Annotated in this window: 18 protein-coding genes; 9 read left to right on the top strand and 9 right to left on the bottom strand. The window is 67.8% G+C overall.

Annotated features, from left to right (window positions below):
• Window positions 1-135 precede the first annotated feature (135 nt).
• The 3 genes from H7U20_RS05985 to H7U20_RS05975 are packed head-to-tail and all read right to left on the bottom strand — an operon-like array spanning window position 136 to window position 3,265.
• Window positions 136-510, bottom strand: a complete 375-nt coding sequence (locus H7U20_RS05985; RefSeq protein ID WP_199518699.1) for a hypothetical protein — start codon at window positions 508-510, stop codon at window positions 136-138.
• 44 nt (window positions 511-554) lie between these two features.
• The gene (locus H7U20_RS05980) at window positions 555-2,330 is read right to left on the bottom strand and encodes a M28 family peptidase (RefSeq protein WP_199518698.1); all 1,776 of its coding nucleotides are present in this window, start codon (window positions 2,328-2,330) and stop codon (window positions 555-557) included.
• Window positions 2,331-2,356: 26 nt separating this feature from the next.
• A complete protein-coding gene (locus H7U20_RS05975) occupies window positions 2,357-3,265 on the bottom strand; it encodes a LysR family transcriptional regulator (RefSeq protein ID WP_199518697.1) in 909 nt (302 codons plus the stop codon).
• 131 nt (window positions 3,266-3,396) lie between these two features.
• Here H7U20_RS05975 and H7U20_RS05970 point away from each other — a divergent pair, with 131 nt between their 5' ends.
• The 3 genes from H7U20_RS05970 to H7U20_RS05960 all read left to right on the top strand — a co-directional run bounded on the left by H7U20_RS05970 (window position 3,397) and on the right by H7U20_RS05960 (window position 6,742).
• Entirely contained in the window at window positions 3,397-4,404 is a 1,008-nt protein-coding gene (locus H7U20_RS05970; protein ID WP_199518696.1) for an aldo/keto reductase, read from the top strand.
• 134 nt (window positions 4,405-4,538) lie between these two features.
• Complete coding sequence (locus H7U20_RS05965) at window positions 4,539-4,883, top strand: DUF4148 domain-containing protein (protein ID WP_199518695.1); 345 nt, start codon at window positions 4,539-4,541, stop codon at window positions 4,881-4,883.
• 218 nt (window positions 4,884-5,101) lie between these two features.
• A complete protein-coding gene (locus H7U20_RS05960; RefSeq protein WP_199518694.1) occupies window positions 5,102-6,742 on the top strand; it encodes a methyl-accepting chemotaxis protein in 1,641 nt (546 codons plus the stop codon).
• A gap of 110 nt (window positions 6,743-6,852) precedes the next feature.
• Here H7U20_RS05960 and H7U20_RS05955 read toward each other — a convergent pair whose 3' ends face one another.
• Window positions 6,853-7,299: a YdgH/BhsA/McbA family protein gene (locus tag H7U20_RS05955; protein ID WP_199518693.1), complete on the bottom strand. Its 447-nt coding sequence runs from the start codon at window positions 7,297-7,299 to the stop codon at window positions 6,853-6,855.
• 239 nt (window positions 7,300-7,538) lie between these two features.
• On the opposite strand from H7U20_RS05955, the gene H7U20_RS05950 reads away from it, so the two are divergent.
• Together H7U20_RS05950 and H7U20_RS05945 are read left to right on the top strand one after the other, a co-directional pair.
• Window positions 7,539-9,563 carry a S8 family serine peptidase gene (locus tag H7U20_RS05950; RefSeq protein ID WP_199518692.1) on the top strand — a complete coding sequence of 675 codons (2,025 nt, stop codon included), beginning with the start codon at window positions 7,539-7,541 and terminating at the stop codon, window positions 9,561-9,563.
• 38 nt (window positions 9,564-9,601) lie between these two features.
• A complete protein-coding gene (locus H7U20_RS05945; RefSeq protein ID WP_199518691.1) occupies window positions 9,602-9,838 on the top strand; it encodes a hypothetical protein in 237 nt (78 codons plus the stop codon).
• A gap of 206 nt (window positions 9,839-10,044) precedes the next feature.
• Here H7U20_RS05945 and H7U20_RS05940 read toward each other — a convergent pair whose 3' ends face one another.
• Window positions 10,045-11,784, bottom strand: a complete 1,740-nt coding sequence (locus tag H7U20_RS05940; RefSeq protein ID WP_199518690.1) for a methyl-accepting chemotaxis protein — start codon at window positions 11,782-11,784, stop codon at window positions 10,045-10,047.
• Between the two features lie 356 nt (window positions 11,785-12,140).
• On the opposite strand from H7U20_RS05940, the gene H7U20_RS05935 reads away from it, so the two are divergent.
• A complete protein-coding gene (locus H7U20_RS05935; RefSeq protein WP_199518689.1) occupies window positions 12,141-12,608 on the top strand; it encodes a DUF2244 domain-containing protein in 468 nt (155 codons plus the stop codon).
• A 68-nt stretch (window positions 12,609-12,676) separates the two neighbouring features.
• On the opposite strand, the gene H7U20_RS05930 is transcribed toward H7U20_RS05935, so the two are convergent.
• Window positions 12,677-13,288, bottom strand: coding sequence for an OmpW/AlkL family protein (locus tag H7U20_RS05930; RefSeq protein WP_199518688.1), 612 nt, complete (start codon window positions 13,286-13,288; stop codon window positions 12,677-12,679).
• Window positions 13,289-13,579: 291 nt separating this feature from the next.
• Here H7U20_RS05930 and bufA2 point away from each other — a divergent pair, with 291 nt between their 5' ends.
• From bufA2 to H7U20_RS05915, 3 genes are all read left to right on the top strand, one after another.
• Window positions 13,580-13,858 carry a BufA2 family periplasmic bufferin-type metallophore gene (gene bufA2 / locus H7U20_RS05925; protein WP_199518687.1) on the top strand — a complete coding sequence of 93 codons (279 nt, stop codon included), beginning with the start codon at window positions 13,580-13,582 and terminating at the stop codon, window positions 13,856-13,858.
• Between the two features lie 67 nt (window positions 13,859-13,925).
• Window positions 13,926-14,783 carry an MNIO family bufferin maturase gene (gene bufB, locus H7U20_RS05920; protein ID WP_199518686.1) on the top strand — a complete coding sequence of 286 codons (858 nt, stop codon included), beginning with the start codon at window positions 13,926-13,928 and terminating at the stop codon, window positions 14,781-14,783.
• Window positions 14,780-15,595, top strand: a complete 816-nt coding sequence (locus H7U20_RS05915; protein ID WP_199518685.1) for an HvfC/BufC N-terminal domain-containing protein — start codon at window positions 14,780-14,782, stop codon at window positions 15,593-15,595. The genes bufB and H7U20_RS05915 overlap by 4 nt, the downstream gene beginning before the upstream one ends.
• Here H7U20_RS05915 and H7U20_RS05910 read toward each other — a convergent pair.
• The 3 genes from H7U20_RS05910 to phaP form a co-directional block, all read right to left on the bottom strand.
• A complete protein-coding gene (locus H7U20_RS05910) occupies window positions 15,592-16,641 on the bottom strand; it encodes a hypothetical protein (RefSeq protein ID WP_199518684.1) in 1,050 nt (349 codons plus the stop codon). The genes H7U20_RS05915 and H7U20_RS05910 overlap by 4 nt on opposite strands.
• An 86-nt stretch (window positions 16,642-16,727) precedes the next feature.
• Window positions 16,728-18,917 (bottom strand): DUF3141 domain-containing protein, encoded by a 2,190-nt coding sequence (locus H7U20_RS05905; RefSeq protein WP_233410532.1) that lies wholly within the window; start codon window positions 18,915-18,917, stop codon window positions 16,728-16,730.
• 137 nt (window positions 18,918-19,054) lie between these two features.
• Complete coding sequence (gene phaP / locus H7U20_RS05900) at window positions 19,055-19,438, bottom strand: TIGR01841 family phasin (RefSeq protein ID WP_199518682.1); 384 nt, start codon at window positions 19,436-19,438, stop codon at window positions 19,055-19,057.
• Window positions 19,439-19,588 lie beyond the last annotated feature (150 nt).

Raw genomic sequence — 19,588 nt, 5'->3', positions numbered from 1 at the left:
GGGGCCCCACCCCAGCTGTGCGCCTGTGGGGTTTTCAACTCAGCGGCATTTTGTGCCTGCCTGCCGTTCTGCTTGAGCTCGTGTCCGAATGTCGGCACTGACCCCGGGGGGAACTGACCCCGGGGGAAGCTTGTCTTACTTGGACTCGCGGTACTCGCTGACCATGTGCTTGGTGAAGTTGTACTTGCTGCCGCCGTCGAGCAGGTCGACCAGGCGCTTCGGGTTGGCGGCCGACATGAAGGCGTCGGCGGTGCCGTCGCTGCTGCGGCGGAACTTCATGCCCGGGCTGAGGATCTGGTTGGCGCCGATCTTCAGGTGCTGGAAGGTCTTGGTCTTGTTGTTGTTGAGGATGCAGTGCAGCTCGTTGCGGAAGCCGGCGAAGGGGATCTTCAACCACCAGCCTTCGTCGCTGCCATACACCACCACTTCGGCGTAGTGGGTGTTCTTGTCGGTCAGGGTCGGCTTGCCGAGCCGGTCGTTGATGCGTTTCATGGCGTCGTTCTTGGTCATGCTGTTTCCTTGCTTCGTGTACTGCACTGACTGCTAAATTTGCTTCACTTCGGCGGCGCCGCCAGCATGCGCTCGCGCACCGCCTTGAATTCCGCGCCGCTCTTCCAGTGAGGATACTCCTTCCCCTGCGCCACCTGGTAGCCGACCTGGAACAACAGGGCGACGTCCTGCACCGCGCCGCCCAGGTCCCAGTCCGGCTGCACCACGTCGTTGACGGTGTGGTAGTCGTGCGCCGTGTAGTTGAGCAGCTTCTGCTGCGCGTAGCCGGGCCGCTTGCCGATGAAGTCGGTGCCGCCGCGCACATAGACGACGGGCACGCCGACCTTGGCGAACTCGAACTGGTCGGCCCGGTAGAAGCTGCCGAAGGCGCTGTTGCTGTCCGGCCGCGCCAGCCGGCCCTGGCCGCGCGCCACCTCGGCGACCACTTCGTCGGCGCTGGACTTGCCCATGCCGGACAACTCGACGTCGCGGGTGCGGCCCCACAGGTTGAGGCCGTCGACGTTGATGTCGAGCAGCGTCTTGGCCAGCGGATACAGCGGATAGCTGGCGTAGTATTGCGCGCCGAGCAGGCCGCGCTCCTCGCCGGTGGTCAGCAGGAACAGGATGGTGCGCCGTGGCGGCGTCGGCAGCGCCTTGTAGGCGCGCGCCACTTCCAGCAATGCGGCGACGCCGGAGGCGTTGTCCTTGGCGCCGTGGAAGATCTGCTGGGTGCGCGGGCCGGGCAGGCTTTCGTCGATGCCGAAATGGTCCCAGTGCGCGCTGTAGATGACGACCTCGTCCTTGACGGCCGGATCGCTGCCGCTGATCTTCGCCACCAGGTTGTGCGAGCCGACTTCGCGCCAGACGTTCTGCGCCGACATGTTGATGCGCACGCCCAGCGGCACCGGCTTGAAGTCGCGCGACAAGGCGGCCTGCTTGAGGGCGTCGAAGTCGTGGCCGCCGGCCTTGGCCAGTTCGCGCGCGCGCTCCAGTTGCAACCAGCCGGGCAACGGCGGGAAGGCCGGGTTGACGCCCTTGCAGCGGATGGCGAAATTCTCCCGCCCCCAGCTGTTGCGCACCACTTCGAAGGGGTAGGCCGCCGGCTTGGTTTCGTGGACGATCAGCGCGGCCGCCGCGCCCAGCTTGGCGGCCATCTCGAACTTGTAGGTCCAGCGGCCGTAGTAGCTCATCGCCTTGCCGCCGAACACGTTCGGGTCGAGCTGGCCGGGATGCTTGGGGTCGGCCACGGGCGGGTCGTTGATCAGCATCAGCAGGGTCTTGCCCTTCAGGTCGACGCCCTTGTAGTCGTCCCAGTGGAACTCCGGCGCGTTGACGCCGTAGCCGACGAAGACCAGCTCCGAATCGCTGACGTTGATGGATTTTTCCGTGCGCGCGGTCCAGGCCACGTAGTCCTCGGGGAACTGCAGCGGCACGCTGACGCTGCCCGGCAGCGGCGCGGTGTATTTCAAGCTCGGGTGGCTGGAGATGCCCAGCATCGGCACTTTTTGCAGATAGCTGCCGTCCGGGTTGCCCGGTTCCAGGCCGAGCTGTTTGAACTGGCCTTGCAGATAGCTCAGCGTAATGGTTTCGCCGTTGCTGGCCGGGGCGCGGCCCTCGAATTCGTCCGAGGCCAGGGTCTTGATGTGCTTGAGCAAAGCCTCGGCCGTGATGGCGCGCACGCCGGCCTGCGTGGCCTGCGTGGCGGACAAGTTCGGCGCGGCGGCCGGCGCCGGCTGGGCGGCGGCCCGGCCGCTCTTGTCGGGCCTGGCGGCGGCAACGTCGTGCGCGCCGACCGAGAACGCCAGCGCCACCGTCAGCGCCGGGAGCAGATTGGGTGTCATGGGGAATTGTGAAATGGAAAGATTCCTTATTTTGACACACTTTGCTGCGTTAGCACATCGGCCAGCCAATCGACGAAGACCCGCACGCGGGGCGACAGGTGGCGGTTGTGGGCGTAAATGATCGACAAGGGCAACGGCGCCGGGCGCCATTGCGGCAGCACCTCCTCCAGCTCGCCCGTGGCCAGCAAGTCGCCCAGGCCGAGGCGGGGATTCTGGATCAGGCCGAGGCCGGCGCGGCAGCTTTCCAGATAAGCCTCGGTGCCGTTGACCGAGACGGCGCTGCGCATGCTCAGCGTGCGGCGCTGGCCGTCGGCGTCCTGGTACTCCCAGTCGAGGTCGCGGCCGGTCTGGCTGGAGAAGAAGTTGACCGCCTGGTGCCGGGCCAGGTCGGCCAGCGTTTGCGGCCGGCCGTGGCGTTCCAGATAGCTGCGCGCGCCGCAGTTGATCTGCTCCATCTCGCCGATGCGCTTGGCGATCAGGCTGGAGTCGCGCAGGTTGCCGCCGCGCACGGCGCAATCGATGCCCTCGCCGACCAGGTCGGCGTAGCGGTCGTTCGAGCCGAGCCGCACCTGGATGTCGGGGAATTGGCGGAAGAAGTCGGGCAGGGCGGGGATCACCACCTGATGGGCCAGCCGCTCGGGCAGCTCGACGCGGATGCTGCCGCTGGGCTGGCGGCCGTCGCCGAGGAACAGGGCGTTGACGTCCTCCAAGTCGTTGAGCAGGTCGCTGCAGCGGTCCAGGTAGATCCGCCCCTCGACGGTCAGGCTGACCTTGCGCGTGGTGCGCTGCAGCAGACGCACCCCGAGCCGCTGTTCGATGGCCTGCACGGCGTTGCTGACGCTGGGCTTGGGCAGGTCGAGTTGCTCGGCCGCCTGGGTGAAACTCTTGCAGTCGGCCACCGCCTTGAAGATCTGCATCGCCTTGAACTGGTCCATGATTGTTATATATTTTCGAATAAACAAATAAGGTTTAGCTGATTTATTACTGATATCGATAATAGCATAATGGTTGTACCGCGGGCCGACACGGCGTCCGCGTTCCCCTCAACGACCTCTGGAGAAACAGCATGCAAACCCGCAAACTCGGCAGCACCGGCCCGCAAGTGGCGCAACTCGGCCTCGGCCTGATGGGCATGTCCGACCTGTACGGCCCGGCCGACCGCGCCGAAAGCATCGCCACCATCCACGCCGCGCTCGACGCCGGCGTCACCCTGCTCGACACCGGCGACTTCTACGCCATGGGCCACAACGAGTTGCTGCTGCGCGAGGCGCTGGCCGGGCGCGACCGCGACCGCGTGCAAATCAGCGTCAAGTTCGGCGCGCTGCGCGACCCGGACGGCGGCTGGAGCGGCATCGACAACCGCCCGGCGGCGCTGAAGAACTTCGCCGCCTATTCCTTGCAGCGGCTGGGCGTCGAGCAGATCGACATCTACCGTCCGGCCCGCCTCGATCCGAACGTGCCGATCGAGGACACGGTCGGCGCCATGGCCGAGCTGGTCAAGGCCGGCCATATCCGCCACATCGGCCTGTCCGAGGTCGGCTCGGAGACCCTGCGCCGGGCCCACGCCGTGCACCCGATCGCCGACCTGCAGATCGAATACTCGATGATTTCGCGCGGCATCGAAGACGGCGTCCTGCAAACCTGCCGCGAGCTGGGCATCGGCGTGACGGCTTACGGCGTGTTGTCGCGCGGCCTGATCTCCGGCCACTGGAGCAGCCAGCGCGCCGGCGAAGCCGACTTCCGTGGCCAGTACAGCCCGCGCTTCCAGGGCGACAATCTGCGGCGCAACTTGGCGCTGGTGGAAAATGTGCGCGCCATCGCCGCCGAGCTGGGCGTGTCGGTGGCCCAGGTGGCCATCGCCTGGGTGTTGGCGCAGGGCGTGGACATCGTGCCGCTGGTCGGCGCGCGGACCCGCAGCCGTCTGAACGAGGCGCTGGGCGCCACCGGCCTGGTGCTGGCGGCGGCCGACCTGGCGCGGCTGGAAGAAGCCATGCCGGCCGCCGCCGTCGCCGGTGCGCGCTACAACGAGCACCAGGCCGCCGGCCTGGACAGCGAGGCGTCCGCCGCGATCTAACATTCGAAAATCGGATAAAAAAGCGCGGATATTTGCGCTTTTTCATCTTAAATTTAAATACTAAGATGACTCCATCGACCAGCCACTCCGAGCGCTGTTCGACTCCCATTCAACCAACCGACTGGAGTCCCACCATGAACATCAAACAACTGATCGCTTCCGCCTCCCTGCTGCTGATCGCCGGCGCCGCCCTGGCCGACGACGGCAAAACCCGCGCCGAGGTGTTGGCCGAGCTGCAACAGGCGCGCGCCGCCGGCCAGCTCGACCAGAGCGAGGCCGCGCTGGGCCGCCTCGACACGCAGCCAAGCGGCCTGAGCCGTGCCGACGTCAAGGCCGAGGTGCTGCGCGCCCGCGCCGCCGGCCTGCTGGAGCGGAACGAGGCGACCGAGTCGATCGCCTACCAGGCGCCGCGCGCCGGCCGCGCCAGTGTCGACGCCAGCCTGCAGGCCACGGCGGCGGCCAAGCAACAACAGCGCTAAGCCGCCGCCGGCGCCGCGAGGCGCCCCGATCCCCCCCAGCGCGGCGACCATCATCGCCGCGCTTTTTTATTTGCAAATTGCAAAAGATTGTCAATTAATACTTCAATCTGTTGCCTTTTGGCACATAAAGCCATGGCAAATATTTCCCAGGCGGCAAAATGTTGCATTGAAGTCACTTGTCAGACTATTCTTGGTTTCCGACAACAAAAAGGATAGCCGTGAATAAACTGTCTTTCCAACAAAAGCTGTGGGTGCCCCTGATTTGCAGCCTGCTGTGTATTTTCATCATTTTTGTGTATGGCGCGGTGCAAACCCGCGATCTGCGCATCGAAGAGCGTAGCAACGACCTGAGCAACGTCGACGAGGTCGGCCTCAGCGTCCTCAAACATTTCGGCGCGCAGGTCCAGTCCGGCGCCCTGAGCAAGGAGGAAGCGCAAAAACGCGCCAAGGAAGTGATCAAGTCGCTGCGCTTCGGCAAGGACGGCTACATCTCCATCACCACCTCGGCGGTCATCGCGCTGATGAATCCCTTCAAGCCGGAAAACGACGGCAAGGACATGAGCAACTTCAAGGACGCCACCGGCGTCTACCTGTACCGCGACATCGCGGCGGCCGGCGGCAGCGCGGCCGGCGCCGGCTTTGTCCACTACCACTGGAACCGCCCCGGCGGCACCGAGCCGGTCGCCAAGATGAGCCGGGTGGTGCGTTACGCGCCGTGGGAATGGGACCTGGTCACCGGCGTCTACATGGACGACATCGACGACGCCTTCCGCGTCTCGCTGTACAAGTCGGCCGGCGTGCTGGCGGTGGTCTTCGTCCTGCTGTGGCTGGTGGTCAGCGCGATCAACCGCAGCCTGCGCCACACCATCGGCGGCGACCCGGCCTACGCCAGCGAGGTGGCCCAGCAGATCGCCGACGGCGACCTGAGCACCCCGGTGCAGACCCACAAGACCGACAACAGCAGCATCCTGTTCGGCATGCGCACCATGCAGGCCAAGCTGGCCGACACCATCGGCGAGATCCGCCGCAGCGCCGACACCATCGCCATCGCCTCGGCCGAGATCGCCAGCGGCAATATGGACTTGTCGGCCCGCACGGAAAGCCAGGCCAGCTCGCTGGAGGAGACCGCCGCCTCGATGGAGGAGTTGACGGCCACCGTCAACCAGAACGCCGCCAACGCCCAGCAGGCCAACCAGTTGGTGATCTCGGCCGCCCAGGTGGCCGAGAAGGGCGGCCACGTGGTGTCGCAGGTGGTGCGGACGATGGAAACCATCAACGCCTCGGCGACGCGCATCGTCGACATCATCAGCGTGATCGATGGCATCGCCTTCCAGACCAACATCCTGGCGCTCAACGCGGCGGTGGAGGCGGCCCGCGCCGGCGAGCAGGGCCGTGGCTTCGCGGTGGTCGCCACCGAGGTGCGCAACCTGGCCCACCGCAGCGCGGCGGCGGCCAAGGAGATCAAGGAACTGATCGGCGATTCGGTCGACAGCATCAAGGCCGGCAGCGCGCTGGTGGCCGAGGCCGGCACCACGATGGACCAGGTGGTGGCCAGCGTCTCGCGGGTCACCGAGATCATGGGCGCGATCAGCTCCGCCTCGCACGAGCAGAGCACCGGCATCGGCCACGTCAACCAGGCCATCACCGAGATGGATTCGGTGACCCAGCAGAACGCCGCGCTGGTTGAACAGGCCGCCGCCGCCGCCGGCAGCATGCAGGACCAGGCCGCCATGCTGGCGCAGCTGGTGACGCGCTTCCGCCTGAGCGCCGCCGAGGGACGCGCCGGTGGCGGCGGCAACGCCGCCACGCCGCGCGTGCGCGCGGCCGCCGCGTCGGGCCGGCTAGCCTTGTCGCGCTAGGGTGGGAAATTAAGGCGCCGGCGGCTACAAAACCACCCAGCGGCAAAGAGCCGGGGTCAGACCCAAGGGTCTGACCCCAGGTTTTCGCCTGTGGGTTTTACCAACCAAGCCTACTGCGGTGCGGCCGCCTCGGCACCCTGGGCCGGCGCGGCCGGCGCCGTCACCAGCGCCGGCTGGAAGCTGAACTTGCCGGCCTCGGTGCGGAAGATCCCCACCGGCTCGCCGAACTCCCCCTTGTTGTCCGCATATTGCGTGCAGGTCTGGCTCTCCACCTGCCACACCTGGCTGCCGGCGCGCAAGGTCCAGTTGTTGTCGCCGCTGGAAAACAATTCGATCTCGACCTCGCCGGCCGGCAGCGTCGCCAGGCGCAAGCGGCGCTGGCAGTCGGGCAGGCGCGACATGATCAGGTCCACCGTCGCCGCGTCGCTCCAGAAGTGCTGCTGGGCGCGGCGTATCGTCAGCGCGTGGTTGCCGGCGCCGTCGGCGTAGTAGGAGGCCGAGTCGTCGACGCAGGCACTCAACAACAGGGGCAGCAGGACGATCACAAACTTGCGCATGGCGTGTTTCCGTGGTGGGGGCGGTGCTATTCGGTTTGCAACATTATAGCGGTCCGCCGCCGCCGCGCGCGGGCAAAAGCGCATTCACTTGGCGCCGGCTCGATCTGGCGCAGCAGGCCGCCGCGCTGGCCTGCGCCCATGCCCGGCGAGCTGGAGGAGAATGGGGCAGAATGATGCAAATGCAATCATTCATACACCATAACAATGCGTCCGCCATCGCCGGACCGAGGAGCAACCCCATGGAGCGGAACGACACCACTGCGCTGGCGCCGGCCGGCGCCGGCGAGACCATCGCCGCCGTCGCGCTCAGGCCGGCCATCGCCCTGCTGCGCGAACTGGCCGGCCGCCTGTGCGCTGTGCTGGGCGAGAATCCCGGCTTCGCCGAGCAGCGCCAGATCATGCGGCGCTACCACAGCCTGCTCGACCTGGCCGCCTGGCTCGACGGTCTCGACATCGCCCTGGCGGCGGGCGAACCGCGCGTGACGGCGCAGCACATCAACGCCGCCGTGGCCTATGTGGCGGCGGCGCTCGACGGCGCCGGCGCCTTGGCGGCGCGGCTGGGCCGCATCGACGCGCTGCTCGACTTCTTCGTCGCCGTGCTCGACGGCGGCGGCGGCGCCATGCTGGTCGCCGCTCATGCGCTCAAGCGCAATGCCGACGGCGCCGACGACGCCGTCGCGGCGGCCGATAGCGCCGCCGCGCCGTTTCCGCGACTGGTCGGCGCGCACGTCTGGGAGGCCGCCGAATACGTGCTGCTGCCCTTGCGCGGCATGCGTTCGGCCGAGATGAGCGCGCTCGACGGTGTGACGGCACCCGCCAACGCCGCCAACGCCGCCAACGCCGCATTGGTGGCGACGGCGGCGCTGGCGCGCGGCGCCGCCGGCCTGGCCGCGCCGGCGATGGCGCCGCAGATCCTGCATTCGACCCACGACGACGGCGCCAAGCTGGCCGCGCTGACCCCCGAACAACTGCTGGCGCTGAAGGTCAGCGCGCCCGGCGTGCGCGCCGTGCCCCTGGTGATCTACCAGCTGAGCCGGCGGCCGCGGTTGCAGCTCAATCCCGCCGCCTGCGCCGCGCCGGCCGCCGTCGGCGCGGGCGCGGCGGCGATCACGCTGACGGTGCTGCGCGGCGACGGCGAGTTGCCGCTGGCCGGCGCCCATGTGATCGCCTTCACCGACTTCGCCGCCCGCGCCGGCGCCGAGGGCGTCAGCGACGCCGACGGCCTGGTGCGGCTGGCGCTCGGTGCCCGCCGCAAGCAGGTCGAGCTGCTGGTGGCCTACGGCCCGGCCGGCTACTGGGGCTGCCACCGCGCCGACCTGAGCCTGGATTCGGCCGTGCGCCTGCGCCTGGCGCCCATCGACTTGGCGGCCGACGACTACCTCGCCCGGCTGTACGGCCGGCACCCGTTGACGGCCGGCGCCGGCGTCGCCGTGGCGGTGATCGACACCGGCGTCGCGCTCGGCCATCCGGACCTGGCGGTGGCCGGCGGCGCCGCCTTCGTGCAGGCCGAGAACGACATCGGCGGCCACGGCCCGGCGGCGCGGGACGGCGACCACGGCAGCCACGTCGCCGGCATCGTCGCCGGCCGTGGCTCGCCGCCCGGCGGCCGGCGCGGCGTCGCGCCCGGCGTGCGGCTGATGAGCTACCGGGTCTTCCCCAACGCCGGCAACGGCGCCACCAATTACGACATCATCCGCGCCATCGACCGCGCCGTCGCCGACGGCTGCGACCTGCTCAACCTGAGCCTGGGCGGGCCGCTGCGCGACGAGGCGGTGCACGAGGCGATCAAGGACGCCTTCGACCAGGGCAGCCTGTGCATCGTCGCCAGCGGCAACGACACGCGCGGCCCGGTCAGCTATCCGGCGCGCTGGCCGGAGGCGCTGGCGGTGTCGGCCATCGGCCGGGTCGGCAGCTACCCGGCCGACTCGACCGAGGCGCTGGACGCGCTGGCGCCGTTCTCGGCCGACGACGCCGCCGTCTTCGTCGCCGGCTTCGCCAACGTCGGCCCCGAGGTCGACTTGACGGGGCCGGGCGTGGGCATCGTCTCGACCGTGCCGCCGGCCGCCTACGCGGTGATGAGCGGCACCTCGATGGCCTGCCCGGCGGTGACCGGCTGCGCCGCGCTGCTGCTGGCGGCCCACCCCGAGGTGCTGGCGCTGCCGCGCGACAGCAAGCGCGCCATCACCATGCTGGGGCTGATCTACGGCGCCGCGCTGCGCATGGGTTTGGGGACCGAGTTCGAGGGACTGGGACGGTTGCCGTGAGCGGAGCGGCGGCGCGGGCGATGGAGTAGACTGGGGCCATGCAACGCCTACTCCTCCGCCAGACCCGCAATGCCATCCTGTCGCCGCAAGCGGCCGAGCAGGTGGTGTTGGGCTTTGCCGAGGGCAAGGTGGTCGGCCGCGACGACAAGACCCTGCTGGTCGAGTTCGACCCCTGTCAGGTGGCCGCCTTGCGCGCGCGGCTGGCCGGCTGGATCGTCGCCGAGCAGGGCGCGCCGGTGCCGGTGCCGGACACCTGCGTCAAGATCCAGACCTAGCCGCGACGCCGGCCGCCGGCGCTTGTCCAGGGGCCTGCCCCAGTGCCACCAAGTTAAGAAAACCCACAGGCGACACCTGGGGTCAGACCCGGCGGGTCTGACCCCGGCTCTTTGCCTGTGGGTGGTTGGTCGCCGCCGGCGCCTTGACCTTGACTTAGCGGCATTGCGGCAAGCCCGCCGTTCCGCTTAGAACTCTTCCCATTTGCTTAGAACTCTTCCCATTCGCCGTCGCCGGCCGTCGCCGCCGGCGTGCCCAAGCGTTTGGCCGGCGCACCGGCCGCCTTGGCGCCGCTGACCGCCTTGGCGCCGCTGACCGTCCGCGCCCTGGCCGTCAACGGTCGCGGCGCCGGCGTCGGCTTGCGCGCCGCCGGCCGCGGCGCCGCCGCAGTGGCCCGCGGCGTCGCGTCGGTCTTGAAGAAGCCGACCACCTGGGCCAGGCCGGCGGCCTGTTCCTGCATGCTCTGCGAGGCCGCCGCCGCCTGTTCCACCAGCGCCGCGTTCTGCTGCGTCACCTCGTCCATCTGCGTGATCGCCATGTTGATCTGCTCGATGCCCATGGTCTGCTCCTGGCTGGCCGAGGTGATCTCGCCCATGATGTCGGTGACCCGCACGATGCTGTCGACGATGTCGCCCATGGTCTGGCCGGCCTCGCCGACCAGGCGCGAGCCGGTCTCGACGTTGGCCACCGAGGCGGCGATCAATTCCTTGATCTCCTTGGCCGCGCCGGCCGAGCGCTGGGCCAGGTTGCGCACCTCGGAGGCGACCACGGCGAAACCACGGCCCTGCTCGCCGGCGCGCGCCGCCTCGACCGCCGCGTTCAAGGCCAGGATGTTGGTCTGAAAGGCGATGCCGTCGATCACCGCGATGATGTCGACGATGCGGCGCGACGATTGGTTGATCGTGCCCATCGTGTCGACCACCTGGGCGACGATGGCGCCGCCCTTGCTGGCCACCTCGGAGGCGCTGCGCGCCAGCGTGTTGGCCTGGCGCGCGTTGTCGGCGTTCTGTTTGACGGTGGCCGTCAGCTGCTCCATCGACGAGGCGGTTTCCTCCAGCGAGCTGGCCTGCTGCTCGGTGCGCGAGGACAGGTCGAGGTTGCCGGCGGCGATCTCGTTGGAGGCGGTGGCGATGGTGTCGGTGCCGGAACGCACCTGGCCGACCACCTGCAGCAGGCTGTCGTTCATGGCCTTCAGCGCGCCCAGCAGGCGGCCCGTCTCGTCCGTGCTGTGCACCTCGATGTGGCCCGACAGGTCGCCGGCGGCGACCGTCTCGGCGACGCCGACCGCGCGGTTGAGCGGCAAGGTGATCGAGCGGGTGATGTACCAGGCCACCGCCGCGCCGAAGGCCAGGGCCAGCAGGCCCAGGGTGACGAGGGTGGTCTGCGCGCCGGCCAGCACCGACTCGACCTCCTCGCCGGCCTGGGTGGCCTGGCTGGTCTCGTAGACCAGGATGTCGTCGAGCGCCTTCAGCACGCCGGCCAGGCTGGGCGTGGCCACCGTGGTCAGGTGGGTGATGGCGTCCTGGATCTCGCCGGCCTTGCGCAGCTCGATGACCTTGTTGTTCTTCACCGCGCCTTCCTTGAGCAGGGCGTCGACGGTGGCCAGCAGGGCTTTCTCCTTGTCGTCGCGCAGATGTTCGCTGAGGGTGGTCTTGGCCGCGCCGTATTTTTTGCGCGCCTCGGCGATCTTCTCCAGCTCGGCGTTGACCTGCTCCATGCTGGGCACCACCACGATGTTGGTCAGCGACAGCGTGACGTTGCGCACGTTGTCGACCATGGTGTTGGCGGCCGCCATTTTGACGTTCTTGTCGCTGATGATGTCGTGGGTGCGGGTGCCGATGCGCCCCATCGAACCCAGGCCCAGCAGCACCACCGCGACCAGCAGGGCCAGCACCACGGCGAAGCCGAGGCCGAGGCGGGCGCCGATTTTCATATTGGCGATTGACATGAAAGCTATCCTTTGAGGAGTAAGTGGATTCAGAGAAAGATTGTTCCTCAGTTTGCCCGGGGAAAACACCTTAATTTGCTACGCGGTAGTATCGATGGGGAAAATCCCTGCGCGAGGACGAAAATTGTCGTTGGGAAACAACGCTCTAGCACGCGCCAGCGGCGCGACCAGAGCCCCGATTCATGAAATAATGGAGACCGGAGCCGGCCCCGATGTGCATGCCGCCCTGCCGGCAAACCCCACCGACGTGGACCTGGGGTCGGACCCGCGGGGTCTGACCCCGGCTTGTCGCCGTTGGGTGCTTGAATGAGCGCCGGCGCCTCGACCCGGCGGCCTTGGTCCGCGAGGAGAACCTCATGCCGCGCGATGTGCTGATGGATAAGCGGGAGTGGCTGCTCAAACGCCACAGCTCGTTGTCGCCGCGCCAACTGGCGCTGGCCTATGGCGTGGGTTGCGCGATGTCGTTCGCGGTGGCCGCCGGCTTCCTGCTGCTCGGCGTCTGGCAGGTGCTGCCGTTCACCGTGCTGGAGATGGCCGCCGTCGCCGCCGCCTTCATCCACTACGCGCGCCACGCCGGCGATTGCAGCCGCATCGAGTTGAGCGCCGCCGGCCTGCTGGTGGAAACCATTTGCGCCGGGCGCGTCAGCCGGGTCCGCCTCGACCCCTTCTGGACCCGCGTGACGCCGCCGAACCGGCCGCGTCAGCCGATCGCGCTGGAGGCGCGCGGCGTGCGCGTGGCGGTGGGCGCGCTGGCGCTGGAAAGCCAAAAACAGCAATGCGCGCTCGAACTGCAGCGCGCATTGCCGGGAGCCCGGTTCCCTTGATGCGGGGGGCGCGATGGCGCGATGCCATCGAAGCGGGGCCGCAGCCCCGTGCGGGTTACAAGCAACTGTTAGAAGCGGTAGCCGACGCCGACGCCGACCAGCCACGGGTCGACTTGCACGTTGCTGACCTTGTTGCCGCCGATGCCGACATCGCTGCGGATCTGGATTTTCTTGACGTCGAAGTTGAGCGACCAGTTCTTGTCGATCTTGTAGTCGGCGCCGGCTTGCAGCGCCAGGCCCCAGCTCTTGTGCTCCAGGCTGCCCGCGCCGTTCAACAGCTCGACTTTGTGGATGTTGGTGTAGTTCACGCCGGCGCCCAGGTAAGGCGAGAAGGTGGCTTCCGGCATGAAGTGGTACTGCGCCAGCAGGGTGGGCGGCAGGTGCTTGAAGCTACCGATTTTCTGGCCGTCCAGTTCGACGTCGTGTTTTTGCGGATAGGTCAGTACCAACTCGGCCGAAATGTTCGGCGTGAAGAAGTAGGAAATATCCAGATCCGGCATGGTTTTCTTGCTGACGCTGATGCGGTCCGAGGCGCCGACACCACCGACCGGATCGGATTTGTCGGCCGGGCTCAGACGCTCAAGGCGCACACGCACCATCCATGGGCTTTGCTCTGCCAGAGCGTTGCCGGCGACCATACCGAGGGTTGCCAGGATCATTGCGGCTACAGGCTTCTTCATTTTCTTTCCTCTCTCTACATGTCATTAAGTAACGGAGCCCAGTTTAATGATGCAGAGCAGCAAAAACTTTGATGTAAGTCAAAAGTCGCAAGATTGGTTTCGGCTAGCCAATTTTTTGAAAAAAAAGAAATTGAAAAATATTTTCAAGCGGGTGTAAGTAAAGCGCGCTTGGCCCCGACTCAGTTCCAAGTCGAAGCAATGGGCCCTGCTGGAATAAGGCCCGCTTTGATCGCGCGCTGAGGCGCGCCCCGATCGCATGCCACTTTTCATTTACCCACTTGGAGCTACAACATGAACCACACCATCAAATCCGGCGCCCGTTTCGTTTCCATCGCAGCGGCCGTCGCCGCCATGGCCATGGCCGCCTCGGCCAGCGCCGCCACCAGCGCGCTGACGGCCGACGACAGCGTGCATTGCGCCGGCATCAACAGCTGCAAGGGCACCAGCGATTGCGCCACCGCCGAGAACGCCTGCAAGGGCCAGAACGTCTGCAAGGGCCACGGCTTCGTCAAGGCCAAGGCCGGCGAATGCTTCGCCAAGAAGGGCAAGATCGTCGACCTCGACAAGTAATCCCGCCAGCCCCGGCGGCACCGGCCCGGTCCGGCGCCGCCGCCTTTCCCTCTTTCGCGGCGCCGCCATGTCCACCAGCACACTCCTGCCTTCCCCCGGCTTCGGCCTCGGCCTGCGGCCCGGCCACTACCACGAGATCAGCGCCGGCCCGCGCGCCGACAGCGGCGTCGACTGGTTCGAAATCCTCTCCGAAAACTACCTGGTCCCCGGCGGCAAACCGCTGGCCATGCTCGAACGCATCCGGCGCGATTATCCGCTGGCGATGCACGGCGTTTCGATGTCGATCGGCACGCCGGACGGCCCGTCCGACGCCTATCTGCGCGAGCTGAAGGCGCTGATCGAGCGGGTGCAGCCGCTGTGGGTGTCCGACCACCTGTGCTGGACCGGCGTGCACGGCAAGAATCTGCACGACCTGTATCCACTGCCCTACACCGAAGAGGCCGTCGCCACGGTGGTGCGCAATGTGCGCCGCGTGCAGGACTATCTAGAGCGACCTCTTCTGTTGGAGAACGTCTCCAGTTATTTGAGCTTCGCCGACGACAGTTTCACCGAATGGGACTTCGTCGCCGCCGTGGCCGAAGAGTCCGACAGCCTGATCCTGCTCGACGTCAACAACGTCTATGTCAGCAGCGTCAACCACGGCTTCGACCCCAACACCTATCTGCGCGCGCTGCCGCCACGGCGCGTGCAACAGATCCACCTGGCCGGCCACAGCGTGCAGGCCGGCTGCATCATCGACACCCACGACCAGCCGGTGGCCGATCCCGTGTGGGCGCTGTACGCCGACGCGCTGCGCCGCTTCGGCCCGGTCGCCACCATGATCGAGCGCGACGACAACATTCCGCCGCTGGCCGAACTGGCGGCCGAGCTGCGCGGCGCGCGCCAACTGGCCGCGCGCGTGCTGGGCGAGGCGGTGGCCGCATGAGTTCGCTCGCCGCCCTGCAGGCCGATTTTCAGCAGTATGTGTTGGACGATGTTGCCGCCGCCGGCAGGCCGCAGCTCGATGGTGACGGCACCGGCGCCGCCGCAAGCCAGGTGCGGCCGGCCATCGCCGGCGCCGTGCGCGAACAGTTCGGCCTGGACGCCATGGCGCGTCTGGCGATCTACCACAACGCCTATCGCGCCCGCCTGCGCGAGGCGCTGGGCGAGGCCTACGACAAGACCTGGAGCTACCTCGGCGACGAACTGTTCGCCGAGCTGGCCGACGCCTATCTGCAAGCCCATCCGTCGAGTTTCCGCAATCTGCGCTGGTATGGCGCCGGGTTCGCCGGGCATCTGGCGCTGGCGCTGCCCGAGCATCCCTGCGTGGCCGAGCTGGCGCGCCTGGAATGGGCGCTCGGCCTGGCCTTCGACGCCGCCGACACGCCCGCCGTGGGCGCCGCCGATGTGGCCGGCCTGGCGCCGCAGGAATGGGCGGACATCACCTTCCAGCTGCATCCGTCGGCGTGCCTGTTGACGATGGAATGGAACACGGTGGCGCTGTGGCGGGCGCTGGGCGCGGCGGAGGAGCCGCCCGAGGCCGTTGCGGCGGCGACGCCGCAGGACTGGCTGGTGTGGCGCCACGCCCAGCAGCCGCACTTCCGCTCGCTGGATGCCGGCGAGGCCTTGGCGCTGCGCCGGATCGGCCGGGGCGACAGCTTCGGCGCCGTCTGCGCGGCGGCCGGCGCGGCGCAGACGGCGGCGCTGGCCGGCCAGTTGCGGCACTGGCTGGCGCAGGAGGTGTTGAGCGCGGCCTAGCGCTCCATGGTGAGTCGGAAATGGACCGGGTAGCGCATCGCACAGGGTTTGCCGGCGCAGACGGCCGGCTTGTACTTGGCCAGCAGCAAAATCGTCGCGGCCAGGCGGCCCAGCTCCGGCGTCGGCGCTGTGAAGATGTCGGCGGTGCTCGGCTTGCCGTCGGCGTCGATCAGCACGTTGAGGCGGAAGTCGGCCTCGGTCAGCAGCTTTTTTTGCACGTCGACAAAGGACTGCGTGATCGCCGCCACGCCGCCCACCGGGTAGGGCGGCTCGTCCTGCTCCTGCAGAATCGGATAGGCCCGCTTGACCACCCACTGCTCGGCCGGCGTCAGCTCGGCGTAGGCCTTCTTGAACGGCACCGGCAGGCCGGTCGCCGTCTTGCGCTGTATCAGCGCGCGGCGGTTGTCCTCGCGCATCGAGTAGCGCATGGCGTCCGTCGTGGCCACCACGGTGCCGAGCAGATGGCCCTGTTCGAAGTCGCCGTCCAGCTGTTCGTCGTTGGGATAGCTGATGCGGCCCTTGCCGTCCATTTTGCCGTGCTGCCAGGAACCCTGGTAGCTGCCGCCCAGCGCGTAGCTCATCGTGCCCTGGCCGTGTGGCGCCTTGCCGTCCCATGCGCCCTGGTAGTGGTCGCCTTCGTGGGTGGTGTAGTCGACCTGGCCGACCGGCCGGCCCTGTTCGAAGGTGGCGCTCAGCTTGTCGCCCTTGGCACTGAGGTACACGCCGGCGCCGCACAGCCGGCCGTCGACGAAATTGCCGTCCTCCGAGGAACCGTCGGGGCGCAGGCGGTAGCCGGCGCCGTTCGGCAGGCCCTTGGCCAGCGTGCCCTCGTAGGCGCCGTTGGGCTTGCCTTTGAGGAGCCAGCGCAGTTGGCCGCTGCCGTCGGCGTAGCCGTCCTTGCAGGCGCCGTCCCAGGTCACGCTGAGCTCGGGCTGCGGCCGCCCGATGGCGACGCGACAGTCGCGCTCGGCGTTGAGATATTGCGGCTCGGCGGCGCGGGCTTGCAGGGACAGTAACAGCAGGGGCAGGACGAACAATGGTCGCATGGCATTCCTAAAAAATGAATTGCCATACTAGCATTGTTGCGCCTTGGATACATTCTATTTCGACATCATGGGGCCGAGGAAACGCTCTATTCCTGCTTTCCGGGCAACTCGACCTCCAGGATCTGGCCGATGCGGCGCAGCCGCACCAGCTTCTCCTCCTTGATCGGGCCGCCCATCTCCAGCAGGCGGTGGGCCAGCGCCAGGGCCTCGTTGCGCTGGGCCGGTTCGGGCAGCAGCACGCGCAGGCCCTGCAGCGCGCGCGTCTCGTCCTGGCGCACCAGATAGGTTTGCAGACTGACCGCCTCCTTCAGCTGGGCCAGCGTGACGGTCTTGTCCAGGCCGCGCGCGCGCATCAGCGCGCGGATGCCGTCGAAGGGCCGCTTGTCGACCACGCCGACGCCGCTGGCGACGTAGATCAGCAGGCGCAGGAAACCGGACTCCTGGCTGCCCTGCTCGTAGCGGGCGTCGCGCGTCACGCGCTTGAGCTGGCGGCGCTCCTCCTGGCCGTGGTTGTGCGCGCCCGGCCGCTCGCCCGGCGCCGCCTGCGGGTCGATGCCGACCATGGCCTTCAGCCAGGGCGACTCGTAGATGGCCTTGAACATCATCTCGCCGGCGGCGTCGCGCACGTCGCGGTAGTGGTCCAGCGCCTGGCCGATATGCTTGCTGGCCTGCTGCTCGGCCAGCAGCAGCGGGTTGTCCGGCGCCACCTGCTGGCGTTGCGCCTTGACCATCGCGGCCAGCGGCGCCATCGCCTTCAGCAGCGGATTGTTGTCGGAGAACAGGTGGCGCTCCAGCCGCGCCGAGTTCAGGTTGCGCGACAGCGCCGCCGTGCTCTCGTTGCTCATCGCCTTGACCATGGGCGAGACGAAGGTGTCGTACATGGCCTGGTTGACCTGGGCCACCCGCTTGACCACCTCGAAGGCGCCCTCGTCCTGGCGGCCGCCGTCCAGCGCCAGGATGTCGGCCACCTCGCGCGGCTCGAAGCGGATCACGTAGCGTCCGCTGGCGAACTCCAGGCCGGGCATCTCCGGGTAGGTGTCGGTGATGATGGCCTCGTACAGGCCGGGCGGCAACACGTCGATCAGGTCGAGCGCGCAGGCCAGCTCGTTGTGCTCGCGGTTGGCCACGCCGGCCGAGACGAAGATGCCGAGGTGGCCGATGTGCTCGTGCAGGAAGTAGACGATGGTTTGCTCGTTGTCGCGGATCTGCTCGGCGTCGGCGTACAGGTCGGGGATCCAGTTGAGCGCCTGCTGCGGCGGCGTGATGTTGTCGCCCCAGGAGGCGAAGACGATGATCGGCGAGCGGATGTTGCGCAGGTCGATGCGGGTCTTGCCCTCGTCATGGAAGATCTCGCCGGCGCTCAGGCGGTTGCCGACGAACAGGTTCTGGCTGATCCACTCCATCTCCTCCTTGTTGAGCATGAAGTGGCCGCCCCACCAGCGCTCGAAGTCGAGGAAGCGCTGCCGCTCGGTGTCGACCTTCGAGTACAAGGCGTAGGGCTTGTTCCAGTAGGTGTTGGCCGGGTCGAGCTGTTCGAAATTGTCGACCAGGTAGGCGCCGTCGAACTTGCCGTTGCCCAGGTCGCCGGCCAGCGAGGCGGCCCAGGTGCCGCCCAGCAGGCCGCCGCTGTAGCGCATCGGATACTTGCCCTCGACGCCGGACCAGTAGGCGATCGGCGAGCCGGCCAGCAGGATCGGGCCGACCGATTCGGGCGCCAGCGCGGCCAGGATCATCAGCGCCCAGCCGCCCTGGCAGTTGCCGATGACGAAGGGCTTGCCGGCGTCGCCGGGGTGCAGCTCGTTGACCTTGGCCAGGAAGACTTTTTCCGCCGAGGTGACGCATTCGATGGTCTGGCCTTCCACCGGCATGGGGAAGAACATCACGAAGTAGCAGGGATGGCCCTGCTTGAGGGCGATGCCGATTTCGCTGTCGATCTTCGAGCCGCCGATGCCGGGGCCATGGCCGGCGCGCGGATCGATCACCACGAAGGGCCGCTTGTGCGGATCGGTCGGCACGCAGTCGGCCGGCGGCTTGATGGCGGCCAGCGCGTAGTTGGCCGGCCGCTCCAGCTTGCGCGCGTCGACGATGATCTCATAGTCGAACACCAGCACCGGCGGCTTGCCCGACTGCTCGTGCTCGGCGCAGATGTTGCCGCGCTCGCGCAGCACGTCGAGGGTGAGGATGCTGCGTTGCCAAGCGTCCACCCAGTACTCCATTGCGGCCGAGGCGAAGGGCAGGGCGAAGGGCGAGCTGGTCGGTGTGGTGGGACTGGGCATGCGCGACTCCATGACGTTGGGTGGGGCGGGCGGTGGACGCCGACGGCAAAGCCACCCCAGGGGCAAGAGCCGGGGTCGGACCCGCCGGGTCCGACCCCAGAACTTCGCCTGTGGGTTTGCCTAAGCCGGCGGGCGGCCTACTTCTTGGCCGTGGCCGTGGCCTTGACGTCCTGCATGGCCGCCTGCTGTTGCTGGGCGGCGCCCTGGGTGGCGCGGCTCAGCTCGCCTTGCAGGGCGACCGTGATCTCGGCCGCCTGGCGGCCGTAGTTGAGCAGGCGTTCGATGTGCGGGCCGACCTGGCCGGCCGTCACCGTCAGCCACTCCTGCGGCGTGCCGGCCGACAGCCGCTGTCGCGCGGCGGCCGGATACTCGTCGAGCGCGGCGCGCGCCAGGTTCAGGTGCAGGGCGGTCAGCCGGGCCATGCCCTCCAGACCGGTCTGGGCCAGCGTGCTGACGTATTCAAGTTGGGCTTCTACCTGGGCCTTGCCGGCGGTAGGGAACTGTTCGATACCTGGGAACATAAATGCCTCCGATTGGATCTGTCACAGTGAGCGGGCGGGTGTATAGCGTGGGGCAATGGCCCGGGGGAAATTCATTGTGACAGGTCTGTATGTCGGTATCAAGAGATTCCGAAACGCGCTGTGGGCCAGCTTGGTACGGGGGAAATGGAT

Source organism: Rugamonas violacea (assembly GCF_016461825.1).
GTDB lineage: Bacteria > Pseudomonadota > Gammaproteobacteria > Burkholderiales > Burkholderiaceae_D > Rugamonas.
The sequence above is the reverse complement of the archived record's forward strand: the minus strand, read 5'-3'. Positions and strand labels throughout refer to the sequence as shown.

What these genes read in the sequence shown, in the direction of transcription:
- H7U20_RS05905 (WP_233410532.1), bottom strand. Translation starts at nt 18,917, where the DNA reads ATGCCCAGTCCCACCACACCGACCAGCTCGCCCTTCGCCCTGCCCTTC.
- H7U20_RS05935 (WP_199518689.1), top strand. Translation starts at nt 12,141, where the DNA reads ATGCCGCGCGATGTGCTGATGGATAAGCGGGAGTGGCTGCTCAAACGC.
- H7U20_RS05985 (WP_199518699.1), bottom strand. Translation starts at nt 510, where the DNA reads ATGACCAAGAACGACGCCATGAAACGCATCAACGACCGGCTCGGCAAG.
- H7U20_RS05910 (WP_199518684.1), bottom strand. Translation starts at nt 16,641, where the DNA reads ATGCGACCATTGTTCGTCCTGCCCCTGCTGTTACTGTCCCTGCAAGCC.
- H7U20_RS05945 (WP_199518691.1), top strand. Translation starts at nt 9,602, where the DNA reads ATGCAACGCCTACTCCTCCGCCAGACCCGCAATGCCATCCTGTCGCCG.
- bufB (WP_199518686.1), top strand. Translation starts at nt 13,926, where the DNA reads ATGTCCACCAGCACACTCCTGCCTTCCCCCGGCTTCGGCCTCGGCCTG.
- H7U20_RS05975 (WP_199518697.1), bottom strand. Translation starts at nt 3,265, where the DNA reads ATGGACCAGTTCAAGGCGATGCAGATCTTCAAGGCGGTGGCCGACTGC.
- H7U20_RS05915 (WP_199518685.1), top strand. Translation starts at nt 14,780, where the DNA reads ATGAGTTCGCTCGCCGCCCTGCAGGCCGATTTTCAGCAGTATGTGTTG.
- H7U20_RS05955 (WP_199518693.1), bottom strand. Translation starts at nt 7,299, where the DNA reads ATGCGCAAGTTTGTGATCGTCCTGCTGCCCCTGTTGTTGAGTGCCTGC.
- H7U20_RS05980 (WP_199518698.1), bottom strand. Translation starts at nt 2,330, where the DNA reads ATGACACCCAATCTGCTCCCGGCGCTGACGGTGGCGCTGGCGTTCTCG.
- H7U20_RS05930 (WP_199518688.1), bottom strand. Translation starts at nt 13,288, where the DNA reads ATGAAGAAGCCTGTAGCCGCAATGATCCTGGCAACCCTCGGTATGGTC.
- H7U20_RS05970 (WP_199518696.1), top strand. Translation starts at nt 3,397, where the DNA reads ATGCAAACCCGCAAACTCGGCAGCACCGGCCCGCAAGTGGCGCAACTC.
- H7U20_RS05950 (WP_199518692.1), top strand. Translation starts at nt 7,539, where the DNA reads ATGGAGCGGAACGACACCACTGCGCTGGCGCCGGCCGGCGCCGGCGAG.
- phaP (WP_199518682.1), bottom strand. Translation starts at nt 19,438, where the DNA reads ATGTTCCCAGGTATCGAACAGTTCCCTACCGCCGGCAAGGCCCAGGTA.
- H7U20_RS05965 (WP_199518695.1), top strand. Translation starts at nt 4,539, where the DNA reads ATGAACATCAAACAACTGATCGCTTCCGCCTCCCTGCTGCTGATCGCC.
- H7U20_RS05940 (WP_199518690.1), bottom strand. Translation starts at nt 11,784, where the DNA reads ATGTCAATCGCCAATATGAAAATCGGCGCCCGCCTCGGCCTCGGCTTC.
- bufA2 (WP_199518687.1), top strand. Translation starts at nt 13,580, where the DNA reads ATGAACCACACCATCAAATCCGGCGCCCGTTTCGTTTCCATCGCAGCG.